The organism is Microbacterium sp. SORGH_AS_0888, assembly GCF_030818905.1.
GTDB lineage: Bacteria > Actinomycetota > Actinomycetes > Actinomycetales > Microbacteriaceae > Microbacterium.
In genome coordinates this window covers 36,221-48,444 of the sequence record NZ_JAUTAZ010000001.1, presented here as the reverse complement: position 1 = coordinate 48,444, position 12,224 = coordinate 36,221, and the positions used below count along the sequence as shown (strand labels likewise).

The window sequence follows — 12,224 nt, the reverse complement described above, 5'->3', positions numbered from 1 at the left end:
CCGTGTACGTCACCGGTCGGCTCGTCCTGCTCACCGCCCTCGGGGTGGTGCCCGTCCTGCTGCTGTCCGCGGCCGGGGTCTCCCCCTGGGCCGCGGCGGGCGGGTGGGCGCTGCTGTGCGCCGCGGCGGCGCTGGCGGATGTCGCAGGCGCGGCCGACCCTCGACGGCTCCGGATCGAGCGGCGACTGCCGGGCCGGGCGCGACGTGACGAGCCGGCCGAGACCGAGCTGCGGGTGCGCAACGACGGCGGCAGGACGCTCGTGGGTCTGCTCCGCGACGCCTGGCAGCCGACGGCGGGCGCTCCCGCCGACCGGCAGCCGCTCGCGGTGCCCGCGGGGGAAGCACGCACGGTCCGGGTGCCGCTTCGACCGCGTCGCCGCGGGGAGGTGCGCAGCGAGTTCGTGGTGATCCGCAGCATCGGCTGCCTCGGCCTCGCCGGCCGCCAGGCGGTCATCGCCGCGCCCGGCGCGATCCGCGTGCTCCCGCCCTTCACGGCCCGCCGCCACCTGCCCTCACGGCTCGCCCGCCTGCGCGAGCTCGACGGGTCCACGAGCGTGCAGGTGCGCGGCGCCGGCACCGAGTTCGACAGCCTGCGGGAGTACGTGCGCGGCGACGACGTCCGCTCGATCGACTGGCGGGCGACGGCGAGATCGGGCACGACGATGCTGCGCACGTGGCGGCCCGAGCGCGACCGGCACGTCGTCATCGTCGTCGACACGGGGCGCACCGCGGCGACCCGTGTCGGCGACGGCGTGCGTCTGGACGCCGGGATGGAGGCGGCGCTGCTGCTCGGGGCGCTGGCCGCCGCGGCCGGCGATCACGTGCACCTGCTCATGTTCGACCGGGCGGTGCGGGCCCGTGTCACCGGGGCCGACGGGTCGGCGCTGCTGCCCGCGATGGTGGAGGCGATGGCGCCGGTGAACGCCCGGCTCATCGACACCGACTGGGATGCCGCCCTCGCCCAGGCACGGCGCATCACGCGGCGTCCGGCCCTGCTCGTCCTGCTCACCGCCCAGGACTCCCCCGATGCCGCGCGCGGGTTCCTCTCGGCGCTCGCGGGCGTCGCCTCGCGGACCCGCGTGCTCGTCGCGACGGCGACCGACGCCGACCCGCGGCCGGTCGGCGTCCGGCCCTCCGCGGCCGACGCCTATCTCGCGGCATCCCTCGAGCGCGGTCGCCAGGACGCCGCGGCCGTGCGCCGCGCGATCGGGCGTGCCGGCGCCGTCGCGGTGACCGCGGACGCCGAGACCCTGCCGCCCCGGGTGGCCGACCACTACCTCTATCTCAAGGCGCGCGGCCGCCTCTAGGGGTCCCTCCGGGGGTCGACGCGGCCGCATCGCCTCTCAGCGTTTTCCCAGCCGAGCGCTATGGTGAGGGCGAGAGGAGGCTCATCATGAGCACACACGACCCCGATCCCGAGAAGCCGGCCCAGCCGACACCCCTCGATCACGCCCCCGCTCCGAGCGGGCCGGGCACCGGCGCGAAACTCGCCGCCGAGCTCCTCGGCACCTTCCTGCTGGTCTTCGGCGGCGTCGGCTCGGCGCTGCTGGCCGCGAACTTCGGCGTCAGCGACAACGGCACCTCGCTCGGCATCGGCTTCGTGGGCGTGTCCCTCGCGTTCGGCCTGACGGTCGTCGCGGGAGCCTACGCGTGGGGGCCGATCTCGGGCGGGCACTTCAACCCGGCGATCACGCTGGGGCTCGCCGCCGCAGGCCGCTTCGCGTGGAAGGATGCCGCCGGCTACATCGTCGCGCAGGTCGTCGGCGGCGTCGTGGCGACGACGGTGCTGTTCGTCATCGGGCTCGCGGGGCCCGATGGCTGGCTGGCGAAGGCGCAGAGCGGCGGCTTCGCGAGCAACGGCTTCGGCGAGCAGTCCCCCGGTGGCTTCGGCCTGGGGGCGGCGATCATCGTCGAGGTCGTCCTCACGGCGGTGTTCCTGTTCGTCATCCTCGGCGTCACGCACACGACCCGCGGGACCCCGGCGATGGCGGGGCTCGTGATCGGCCTGACCCTGACCCTCATCCACCTGATCTCCATCCCCGTCGACAACACCTCGGTGAACCCGGCCCGCTCGATCGCCGCCGCGATCTACGGCGGGGTCCCCGCGCTGTCGCAGCTGTGGGTCTTCATCGTGTTCCCCATCGTCGGCGGGCTCATCGCAGGGCTCGTGCACCGCGCCCTGTTCGACCGCAAGACGGCCTGACCGCGCACACGCGCAGAAGCCCCGCCCCTTCTTCCGAGGGGCGGGGCTTCTGACGTCGAGCCGGCGTGTCAGCGCAGGTCGAACCGATCGAGCTCCGTGACCTTGCCCCACGCGGCGGCGAAGTCGCGGACGAACTTCTCCGCTGCATCATCCGAGGCGTAGACCTCCGCGAGCGCGCGCAGCTCGGAGTTCGAGCCGAAGAGCAGGTCGACGCGCGTCCCGACGCCAACGGGCTCACCCGAGTCGTCCTTCGTGCCCGCGAACGCCTGCGAGCCCGGGTCGAGCGGCTTCCACGTCGTGCCGAGGTCGAGCAGGTTCACGAACACGTCGTTCGTGAGCACCCCGACGCGGTCGGTGAACACGCCGTAGTCGGAGCCGTCCCAGTTGGCCCCGAGCGCACGCAGGCCGCCGACCAGCACCGTCATCTCGGGCGCGGTGAGGGTCAGCAGGTTCGCCTTGTCGATGAGGTGGTGCTCCTGCGGCAGGAACGCGTTCGGGCCGTAGTAGTTACGGAACCCGTCCGCGGCCGGCTCCAGGAATCCGAACGAGTGGACGTCGGTCTGCTCCTGCGAGGCGTCGGTGCGGCCGGGGTGGAAGTCCACCACGACGTCGACGCCCGCATCCTTCGCCGCCTTCTCGACCGCGGCGTTGCCGCCGAGGACGATGAGGTCGGCCAGCGAGACCTTCGTGCCGTCCGTCTGCGCGGCGTCGAACTCGGCCTTGACCCGCTCGAGGACCGCGACGACCTTCGCGACGAGCTGCGGGTCGTTGACCTGCCAGTCCTTCTGCGGAGCCAGGCGGATGCGGGCACCGTTGATGCCGCCGCGCTTGTCGCTGCCACGGAACGACGAGGCCGCCGCCCAGGTGAACCGCACGAGCTCGGACACCGTGAGGCCGGACGCGAGGATCGCGTCCTTCAGGCGGGTCGCCGCCGCGTCGTCGATCAGCGGGTGGTCGACGGCGGGGACCGGGTCCTGCCAGATGAGCTCCTCGGTGGGGACCTCGGGACCGAGGTAGCGCGAGATGGGGCCCATGTCACGGTGCGTGAGCTTGAACCACGCACGCGCGAACGCGTCGCCGAAGGCGACCGGGTCGTCCTTGAAACGGCGCGAGATCGCGTCGTAGGCGGGGTCCGTGCGCAGCGCGAGATCGCTCGTGAGCATACGGGGCTCACGACGTCCGTCGGAGTGCGCGAGCGGCACCATGTCGGCGCCCGCGCCGTTGATCGGCCGCCACTGGTGACCGCCGCCGGGGCTGCGCATGAGCTCCCACTCATAGGCGTAGAGGATGTGGAAGAACTCGTTGTCCCAGCGGGTCGGGTGGTAGGTCCAGGTGACCTCCAGACCCGAGGTGATGGTGTCGTCGCCCTTGCCGGTGCCGAAGTTGTTCTTCCAGCCGAGGCCCTGCATCTCCAGGCCCGCGGCCTCCGGGTTCGCCTCGACGTTCGTGTCGGGCGCGGCGCCGTGCGTCTTGCCGAACGTGTGTCCGCCGGCGATCAGCGCGACGGTCTCCTCGTCGTCCATCCCCATCCGGCCGAAGGTCTCGCGGATGTCGCGCGCCGAGGCGAGCGGGTCGGGCTCGCCGTTCGGGCCCTCCGGGTTGACGTAGATGAGGCCCATCTGGACGGCCGCGAGCGGCTTCTGCAGCTCACGGTCGCCGGAGTAGCGCTCGTCGCCGAGCCACGTGGTCTCGGGGCCCCAGTACACGTCGTCGTCCGGCTCCCAGACGTCGGGGCGACCGCCGCCGTACCCGAAGGTCGAGAAGCCCATCGACTCCAGCGCGACGTTGCCCGCGAGGATCATGAGGTCGGCCCAGGAGATGTTCTGACCGTACTTCTTCTTCACCGGCCAGAGCAGGCGCCGGGCCTTGTCCAGGGACACGTTGTCGGGCCAGCTGTTCAGCGGCGCGAAGCGCTGCTGGCCGGCGCCGCCGCCGCCACGGCCGTCGGTCACGCGGTAGGTGCCGGCGCTGTGCCACGCCATGCGGATCATGAGCGGGCCGTAGTGACCGAAGTCGGCGGGCCACCAGTCCTGCGACTCGGTGAGGGTGCGCTCGATGTCCTTCTTGACGGCCGCGAGGTCGAGGGAGGAGAACGCGGCCTTGTAGTCGAACTCCTCGCCGAGCGGGTTCCGCACGGCGGGGTTCTTCGCGAGGATCTTGAGGTTCAGCTGGTTGGGCCACCACACGCGGTTGGCGCTGCCCACGGTCGGGTGGGGCTGTGTGGCGCTCTCGGCCGGCCGGCCGGCGGGCTCGCCGTGGATGACCGGGCAACCGCCCGCATCCTCGTTCGAGCGCGGGCGGTCCTCGCCGTCGGCGCGCTCGTCGGCGGGCGTGTCGATGTCCGTGACGGCCTGGTCGGTCGCGGTGGGCTCGTCGCCGATCTCGGGCACGAGGTCATCTCTCTCGCTCATGGTGTCCTTCCGTGGGTGGGTGGATGGGTGGGTCAGGAGGCCGAGGCGGCACAGTCGGAGCACAGGCCCCAGAAGGTGACCTCGGCGGTGTGGATGCGGTAGCCGTGCGTCTCGGAGGGCTGAAGGCAGGGCGCGGCGCCGACGACGCAGTCCACGTCCTCGACGCGACCGCATCCGCTGCAGACGAGGTGGTGGTGGTTGTCGTCCACGCGCATCTCGTAGAGCCCCGGGTGCCCCGCCGGCTCGATCCGCCGGACGAGCCCGGCATCGACGAAGTCGCCGAGGGCGTTGTACACGGACTGCATGCTGGACGCGTCGAGCGTCTCGCGCACGCGGTCGAGCACCTGCTCGGCGCGCGCGTGCGGCTGCGCCTCGAGCGCGTCGTAGACGGCACGGCGCGTGGCGGTGACGCGCAGGCCCGCCGTGCGGATCGCGACATCCGCCGACGGCGCGTGTGCGTGCGCGCCGTGGTCGTGCACCGCATCCGTCATATGCCCAGCGTACCGTTGTTTTGAACGAATCAAAAGTAACGAGATCGTGAACAGCCGCGCCGCCCGGGCCTGACGGCGGGGATCACGGGCGACACGCCGCGCGGAGAAGGACATACCCGGCGTGTCGCGCGGAATCCCCGCACGACGGCACGACCGAAGGATGCCGTCAGCCGGCGACGAGCCGCGGCGTCCCCGCCTCGTCCTCCTCGAGATCGCCCGTCTCCCCCTCGCGGAAGGCCCGGCGTCCGAGGATCAGCATGTAGCCCAGCAGAACCCCGAGCGCCGCTGCGCCGAGCGCGAGCTTGACGCCCCACGGCCACGGCTGCGGCGTGACGAACGCCTCGACGATCCCCGACAGCGCCAGTGCGAAGACGAGGCCCACGGCGACCGTGCCGAGCGACCGTCCCGCGGCCGCGAGCGCCTCGCCCCGCCCCCGGCGCCCGGGGGCGATCCATGCCCAGAACACGTGGAGCCCCGCGGCGGCGGCGACGAAGACGCAGGTGAGCTCGAGCAGGCCGTGGGGGAGGATGAACGCGAAGAACACGTCCAGCCGGTCGAACTCCGTCATGATCGCCGCCGCGGCCCCGAGGTTCACGGCGTTCTGGACCACGATGTACACGGGCCAGACACCCGTGATGCCGAACGCGACGCATTGCGCGGCGACCCAGGCGTTGTTCGTCCAGACGGTTCCGGCGAACACGGCGGCGGGGTTCTCGCTGTAGTACGACACGAACTGCTCATCCGCGTACGCCCGCAGATCCGCGCGGTCGCCGAGCGCCGCGACGGTGGCGGGATCGGCCGCGATCCACACGCCCACGAGCGCGGCGATGGAAACGAACGCGACCGCGACCGCAAGCGTCGTCCATCGGATGCGGTACAGCGCGGCGGGCAGCTGCCGCAGGAAGAACGCCGGCACGCCCCGCAGCGGATTGCGGGGCGCGCGCGTCAGCACGAGGCGCGCGCGCGACAGGGTGAGCGAGAGACGGTCCCCCACGGCGCTGCGTCCCACGGTCGTCTTGATGTCGGCGAGGTCCGCCGTGGCGGCGCGATAGCGCGACACGAGCTCGTCGACATCCGCCCCGCTGCGCCGGCGCGCGCGGACGAGCGCGTCGAGTCGCTCCCACTCCCGCCTGTGCGCGGCGACGAGCGCGTCCGGGTCCATGTGATTCACTCTAGGCATGGCCGTCGAGATCGCCGACATCGCCCAGGACGAGATCCTGACCGGCGAGGCGGTCGCGCTCGACGTGCAGCCGGTCGGCTTCCTGCTGCGGGCCCTCGGCGCGCTCATCGATCTGCTCGCCGGCGTCGCGCTCGTGGTCGTCTTCGTGCTCGTGGTGGTGTGGACGAGCGAGCAGGGCCTGGATCCGTCCCTGCTGCCCATCCTCACGATCGTGCTGCTCGTGATGGTCGCCGTCGTGCTCCCCACGGTCGTCGAGACCGTGTCGGGAGGGCGCAGCCTCGGCAAGCTCGCCGTCGGCGGCCGCATCGTGCGCGCCGACGGCGGCGCCGCCGGGTTCCGCCATGCGCTGCTGCGTGCGCTCGTCGGCGTGCTGGAGATCTGGATGACGGCGGGCGCCGTCGCCGCGATCGTCGGGCTGTTCACGCCGCGCGCGCAGCGCCTCGGGGATCTGGTGGCCGGAACCTATGCGGAGCGCACACGCGCACCGCGGCTGGTGGCGCGCGTGCCGGCGATGCCGCCCGTCCTCGCGGACTGGGCCAGGGTCGCGGATGTCGCCGCCCTGCCCCTGCCGCTTGCTCGGCGGCTCGCGTCGTTCGTGGCGCAGGCCCCGCAGCTGGATCCGGCGGCGCGCCACCGGATCGCGACGGACCTCGCCGCGGAGACCCGCACGCACGTGTCGCCCGTTCCCGCCGTGGATGCCGAGACGTTCCTGCGGGGCGTCGCGGCCGTGCGCTACGCGCGCGAGCTGCACGCGGTCCGGGCACGCGACGCGCGCGCCGCCGCTCTCCTGCGCTAGCTCACGCGGGGTCGCGGGCGACTAGACGCGCAGGGTCTCGTGGCGGACGACGAGCCAGCCCTTCGGCACGGACAGCCGGTCGGTGTGGATGGCGCAGAGGTCGTGCGCGTGCGGGTCCCCGGCGCGGCCCAGGGGACCGATGGCCGCCATCTGGTCGCCGTAGTCGTACGTCAGCGTCGCCACGGCCTCACGCGCACAGCCCACTTTGGAGCACAGTCTGTCACCCACCCCCCGACCCTAGCTCCGGCGACGGATGTCGCGGCCTCGCCGCGCCGCATCCGCTCACCCCGGCCGGGTGCGGGGGCGGTCGGCCTAGGATGGGGCCATGGTGCGCCGCAGGAGCAGATCGAGCGTGTCGCGGGCCCTGCCCTCCCGCCACGGCCGGCACGGCCGCGTCGGACGCAGCCCCGTGGTCCGCCCGCCGCTCCCCCCGCTCGAGACGCGCGTCGACCGCTTCGACCTCTCGGTCGGGAGCGCGGCCGAGTTCCTCCGCGGGGCATGGGCCGACCTGCGTGAGGTGCGTTTCGAGATCGCCGACATGCCGCCCGCGACGGACGACGAGGGCATCCCCCGCTGGAGCGTCTCGACGGAGGAGAAGCGCATCGTGCTCTACCGCCTGCCGATCGAGCGGCTGGGCCACCTGCACCGCAACGACGAGGCCCATCGGCGGATGATGGTCGAGAGCTGCGTCTTCCGCGCCGCCGCCGAATACCTCGATCGCGACCCGTGGGACCTCGGGCCCGAACGCTTCCGCTTCTTCTGAGCGCGCCGACCCGTCACTTTCCGCGCATAGAACGCGGGTTTTCGCGCGATATGTGACGGCTCGCCGAGCCCGGCTACGGGATCACCGTGAGCGCGGATGCGGCGGCCCCCGCCGACCACACCGGCACGGCGGCGAGCTGGCCGGTCCCGGAGTACGACAGCTGCGCGTGCACCGGCACGCCGCCGGACGAGAGCCGATAGACCGTGCCGGGCGCGAGTGGGAGCACCGCGGACGAGCCGGCGGTCAGCACCGAGGTCTGGGTCGAGCCGCCCGCGACCGGGGTGACGCTCACGCGCGTCTGGCCCGTCGCCGTCACGACCAGGGTCGGCGCAGGGCCGTCGGGGACGGCGACGAGCGTGTCGGCCGACACCTCGGGCGCCGACGAGTACCACGCGAAGTCGTCGCCCTGTCCGAAACCCGTGGTCTGCCAGACCGCCGCGAGCACCCCCGCCCCGGCGGAGACCGTGACGGTGTACGTGCCGGCCGGGAGCCCGGTCAGCTCGACCTCGAGCGGTACTCCCGCGGTCAGGGGCACCTGGCGCGTCGAGACCTGGGTCCCGTCGGGCGCGTCGACCGTCACGGTCGCGGCGGTGTCGGTCTGAGGCGAGAGGATGCGGGCGATCGTCGTCGCGAGCCCGCCCGTCGTCGTGACGGCCGAGGGCGGCACGACGACGCCGGGGACGACGACCCGGGTCGAGGTCTGCGCGGTCGCGGACATGACGTCGACGCCGCCCGGGAGGAGCGTGCGGATGATGCTGGACTGCAGCGCCGCGGCGACGGGCGCGCCGGTCGCGGTGACCCTCAGCACGGGCGCCTTCGCGCCGGGGACGATCCCGGACAGCGGCAGGATGCGCTGCATGCCCGGAGCGACGACGATGCCGCTGCCCCCGGTGGGGACCTCCGCGCCCGTCGCGGTGTAGACCGTGATGTCGACCGTCGCGGGGACCGTGCCGGGGTTGGACAGCACGACGAGGTCGGAGGTGCCGACCGTGGTCGCCCCGCCGATGAGCCAGGACTCGGTCAGCGCCGGCCGGCAGGCGGATGCCGCGAAGCCGCGGAGGTCGTCGGCCTCGACCGACGCCGATCCCGCCGCCGCGACATCCACCGGAACGCCGCCCCGCGGCGACGCCGAGAAGCTCGCACCCCCGGCGCCGCCCGACACGGCCGGCGACGGGGTGAGAGCGCTCTGCTGGGCGGCAGCGCCGTCCGTGGCCGAGACGACCGACTGCGCGGCCGCCTGGGTGAGCTGGGCCGCATCCGTGCGGTTGCGTCCGAGCGCGACGAGCGGGCCGGAGCAGGCCAGCACGGTGTCCGCGGCCGCGGGGGTGGCCGTGACGGCGACGGGGGCAGCCGCGTGTCCGGGCCACGGCGCGGCGACGGCGAACACCGTGACGAGCACCAGGCCCGCGGCGGCCGCGGCGCCCACGACGAGCCTCGTGCTGGTCACGGCCCAGGCACGCACCCTGCGCTCGGTCATCGCTCCTCCTCACGGGCGCGGGGGCCGACCATCCGCGAGGTGCGACGGGCCTGCCGACGCGAGGTCGCGGTGGGGACGGAGAGCAGCAGCGCAGCGGCGACGACCAGCAGCTGCACGATCGTGATGACGGCGCCCAGATGCGGGTCGGGGGCGGCGGCGCGGGGGGCGACATCCGCCGTGACCCGCCAGAGCGTGCCCTTCGGGGTCGCTCCCACGTCGTCGAGCTCGTTGCGCTGGTCGAGGGCCGTGGTGGCGGTGAGCCGCAGCGCCCGCGCGCGGTCGGTCTCGCCGTCGACGGCCGGGCTGACGACGACGAAGCGGATGCCGCGTTCGGCGAGCCGCCCGACCGCGTCCTCGGCGGTGGGGGTCACGAGATCGGCCACGAGCTGGGCCACCTCCTCGTCGGCGGGCGTCGCGCTCGTCCGCGTCGCGAGGACCGTGGACTGTCCGTTGAGCGTGTCGCTGGCACCCCAGACGACCCGAGCGGCGACCGATCCGTCGGCGAGCGGGGTGATGACGAGCGTCCCGGGGACCGCATCGCCGCGACCCTGCGCGGCCACATAGGCGGGAAGCGTGGACGCCGGCCCGTTCTGCAGCGGCGCGCGATCGCGGACGACGGATGTCGCGGCGGGCAGCACCGCGATCGCCAGGGTCGCCATGAGCACGGCCGCGCCGATCGGACGCAGTCTCCGGTCCCGGTACGGCAGGCCGGCGTCGAGGGCGATGATCGCCGCGGCGCAGAGTCCGAGCCAGGCGAGACTGAGCGCTCCGCCGGGCCAGAGCGACGCCGGGTCGCCCGTCGCGGTGTGCGAGACCTGAACGCCGACCGCGACGAAGGCGGTGCCCAGACCGAGCATCGTCACGACGAGCGCGACGGCGGCGACCATCCACCGCGGCGTGAGCAGAGACAGGAGCGCGGCCGCGACGAGCGGGGCGACGAGCAGGGCCGCCGTCCAGCCCGGGAGGCTGACCGCGCCGCCTTCGAGCAGACGTGCCCAGCCGCCGTAGCCGTCGTCGGGGAAGCCTGCTGCGAGGGCGAGACGGGTCGCCGCGCCTGCCGGGCTCCCGGAGCCGACGACCACACCCGGGTCGGCGACGAGCGCCCACGGCGAGCCCGCTCGCAGCTGCGTCCACACGAGCGGCGCGAACATCGCGATGGCGGGGACGCCGATCCAGACGATGTGCGCCACGCCCGCGCCGCGCCGCGCGACCAGCGTCAGCATGACCGTCAGCGCCCAGAGCACGATGAGCGCCGGAGCCGACGAGGGCACGCAGGCCAGCACCCCGGCCAGGAGCAGCGAGGCCGCGCCGGCGGCCGCCCACGATCGGTGGGCGACGGCACCCGCATAGAACAGCCAGGGCAGCAGGAGGTGCGCGATGACCACGGCGGGACGCCCGTCGCCGAGAGCGATCCAGAACGTCGGCGCGAGCGCCCAGAGGACCGCGCCGGTGTTGCGCAGCAACGACCTGCTCGTCACCCGGGTGGCCGCGAACCAGCCGCCGAGCACGGCGAGCGGCACGGCGGCGAGCCAGAGCAGCACGAGCGCGCGCGACGGGTCGAACGGCCAGACGCTGCCGATGAGCGCGAGCAGGGCGGCGAAGGGGTCGGCGGGGCCGGTCGTGTCCAGACCGATCGAGCGGAGGCCGTAGCCCGCCTCCGCCCACAGCTGCGAGACGGTGGCCGACAGCGGCGCGAGCGCACCGCCGCCCAGCACGGGCCAGGCCAGGAGTGCGGGGAACGCGGCCAACGACACCACGACCGCGGCGAGCACGATCCACGCGGCGCCGCCGGTGAAGAACCGCAGCTCCTCGCGCACCGGGCGGGATGCGGCATCCGCGTCGCCGTCGGCGTCGAGGCGTTGACGCAGCTGCGACCGCGAGATGCGGAGCGCGGCGAAGGAGGTCCAGCTGCTCGCTCGGGTGCGACGGATGCGGCGACGAGCGCGCGCGACGCTCGCCCAGCGCCAGAACACGACGATCGAGGCGCCCCACTCCGGCAGGACACGCGAGGGCTGCTTGGACACGAGCGCCGCCGCCGCACGCCAGACGGCGAGCACGAGGAGCGAGAGCCAGTGCAGCGGGACGGCGGGAGCCGGCGCATAGACGAGACGTCGGTGCAGCTGGGCGAGTCGCGTCGCGTACGCGACCTTGCGGCGGCGGCGCCTCGTCGTCGGCGCCGGGAGACCCGCCGTGCCGTCGCCGGCCACCGCGACGCGCGCCGCGGTGATAACGCTGACACGGTGCCCCGCGAGGTGGGCTCGTACGCCGAGATCGAGTCCCTCGTCCGCGCCGCCGAGGGCGGGGTCGAGGCCGTCGAGCTGCTGCCACACCGGCATCCGCACGAGCATGCCGCGCACGTCGGCGCCGAGCACGTCGGCGTCGGCGTCGGCGTCGTACTGACCCTGGTCGAGCTCGCCGTCGGCGAGGCCGACGGCACGGCCGAAGCGCGTCATGGACACGCCCAGGGAGACGATCTGGCTGCGTTCCTCCCAGCCGACGAGCTTGGGCGCCACGACCGCGAGCAGCGGGGCGAGCTCGAGCGCGGCGCTCAGCTCGGAGAGGGCCGTCGGCTCGGGAGCCGTGTCCTGCGCGAGCAGCCAGACGGCGTCGCCGGAGAGCCGCGGTGCCGCCATGCGCACCGCACTGGCGTAGGCGGTCGCGGCTGACGCCGTGATGACGCCCTCGGCCCCCGACGAACGCGCGAGCTCGGTGACGGCGGCATCCGGATCGCACAGCACGATCGTGAGCGCATCGACCGGCCGGGTCTGCGCGCGCAACGCCTCGAGCGTGCGTTCCAGATGGGCGGCGGTCGACGTGCGGTCGTCCGGACGGACGACGAGCAGGGCGTGGACACGGGCGGGCATAGCGGAGTCAGCCTAGGCGGAGCGGCAGCGACGACGGAG

At 73.9% G+C, this 12,224-nt stretch carries 10 protein-coding genes; 4 read left to right on the top strand and 6 right to left on the bottom strand.

The window, feature by feature from the left end:
- The first annotated feature begins 2 nt into the window (after positions 1 to 2).
- Both QE381_RS00210 and aqpZ read left to right on the top strand, forming a co-directional pair.
- The gene (locus QE381_RS00210) at positions 3 to 1,307 is read left to right on the top strand and encodes a DUF58 domain-containing protein (protein ID WP_307214424.1); all 1,305 of its coding nucleotides are present in this window, start codon (positions 3 to 5) and stop codon (positions 1,305 to 1,307) included.
- A gap of 86 nt (positions 1,308 to 1,393) precedes the next feature.
- Positions 1,394 to 2,203 carry an aquaporin Z gene (gene aqpZ, locus QE381_RS00205; RefSeq protein WP_307214422.1) on the top strand — a complete coding sequence of 270 codons (810 nt, stop codon included), beginning with the start codon at positions 1,394 to 1,396 and terminating at the stop codon, positions 2,201 to 2,203.
- Between the two features lie 68 nt (positions 2,204 to 2,271).
- On the opposite strand, the gene katG is transcribed toward aqpZ, so the two are convergent.
- From katG to QE381_RS00190, 3 genes are all read right to left on the bottom strand, one after another.
- A complete protein-coding gene (katG, locus tag QE381_RS00200; RefSeq protein ID WP_307214420.1) occupies positions 2,272 to 4,614 on the bottom strand; it encodes a catalase/peroxidase HPI in 2,343 nt (780 codons plus the stop codon).
- Between the two features lie 32 nt (positions 4,615 to 4,646).
- Positions 4,647 to 5,105: a Fur family transcriptional regulator gene (locus tag QE381_RS00195; protein ID WP_307214417.1), complete on the bottom strand. Its 459-nt coding sequence runs from the start codon at positions 5,103 to 5,105 to the stop codon at positions 4,647 to 4,649.
- Between the two features lie 166 nt (positions 5,106 to 5,271).
- Positions 5,272 to 6,267, bottom strand: coding sequence for a stage II sporulation protein M (locus tag QE381_RS00190; RefSeq protein WP_307214415.1), 996 nt, complete (start codon positions 6,265 to 6,267; stop codon positions 5,272 to 5,274).
- A 16-nt stretch (positions 6,268 to 6,283) separates the two neighbouring features.
- On the opposite strand from QE381_RS00190, the gene QE381_RS00185 reads away from it, so the two are divergent.
- Positions 6,284 to 7,081 carry an RDD family protein gene (locus QE381_RS00185; RefSeq protein WP_307214413.1) on the top strand — a complete coding sequence of 266 codons (798 nt, stop codon included), beginning with the start codon at positions 6,284 to 6,286 and terminating at the stop codon, positions 7,079 to 7,081.
- Between the two features lie 21 nt (positions 7,082 to 7,102).
- Here QE381_RS00185 and QE381_RS00180 read toward each other — a convergent pair whose 3' ends face one another.
- Positions 7,103 to 7,309, bottom strand: coding sequence for a DUF3499 family protein (locus QE381_RS00180; protein ID WP_307214411.1), 207 nt, complete (start codon positions 7,307 to 7,309; stop codon positions 7,103 to 7,105).
- A 97-nt stretch (positions 7,310 to 7,406) separates the two neighbouring features.
- On the opposite strand from QE381_RS00180, the gene QE381_RS00175 reads away from it, so the two are divergent.
- Complete coding sequence (locus tag QE381_RS00175) at positions 7,407 to 7,844, top strand: metallopeptidase family protein (RefSeq protein ID WP_307214409.1); 438 nt, start codon at positions 7,407 to 7,409, stop codon at positions 7,842 to 7,844.
- 73 nt (positions 7,845 to 7,917) lie between these two features.
- On the opposite strand, the gene QE381_RS00170 is transcribed toward QE381_RS00175, so the two are convergent.
- Together QE381_RS00170 and QE381_RS00165 are read right to left on the bottom strand one after the other, a co-directional pair.
- Positions 7,918 to 9,321: a DUF5719 family protein gene (locus tag QE381_RS00170; RefSeq protein ID WP_307214407.1), complete on the bottom strand. Its 1,404-nt coding sequence runs from the start codon at positions 9,319 to 9,321 to the stop codon at positions 7,918 to 7,920.
- On the bottom strand, positions 9,318 to 12,185 hold the full coding sequence (locus QE381_RS00165; RefSeq protein WP_307214405.1) for a glycosyltransferase family 2 protein: 2,868 nt from the start codon (positions 12,183 to 12,185) through the stop codon (positions 9,318 to 9,320). The genes QE381_RS00170 and QE381_RS00165 overlap by 4 nt, the downstream gene beginning before the upstream one ends.
- Positions 12,186 to 12,224 lie beyond the last annotated feature (39 nt).

Bases quoted from the DNA above. Each gene is read 5' to 3' on its own strand.
- aqpZ (WP_307214422.1), top strand. From the start codon at position 1,394: ATGAGCACACACGACCCCGATCCCGAGAAGCCGGCCCAGCCGACACCC.
- katG (WP_307214420.1), bottom strand. From the start codon at position 4,614: ATGAGCGAGAGAGATGACCTCGTGCCCGAGATCGGCGACGAGCCCACC.
- QE381_RS00195 (WP_307214417.1), bottom strand. From the start codon at position 5,105: ATGACGGATGCGGTGCACGACCACGGCGCGCACGCACACGCGCCGTCG.
- QE381_RS00190 (WP_307214415.1), bottom strand. From the start codon at position 6,267: ATGGACCCGGACGCGCTCGTCGCCGCGCACAGGCGGGAGTGGGAGCGA.
- QE381_RS00185 (WP_307214413.1), top strand. From the start codon at position 6,284: ATGGCCGTCGAGATCGCCGACATCGCCCAGGACGAGATCCTGACCGGC.
- QE381_RS00175 (WP_307214409.1), top strand. From the start codon at position 7,407: ATGGTGCGCCGCAGGAGCAGATCGAGCGTGTCGCGGGCCCTGCCCTCC.
- QE381_RS00170 (WP_307214407.1), bottom strand. From the start codon at position 9,321: ATGACCGAGCGCAGGGTGCGTGCCTGGGCCGTGACCAGCACGAGGCTC.
- QE381_RS00165 (WP_307214405.1), bottom strand. From the start codon at position 12,185: ATGCCCGCCCGTGTCCACGCCCTGCTCGTCGTCCGTCCGGACGACCGC.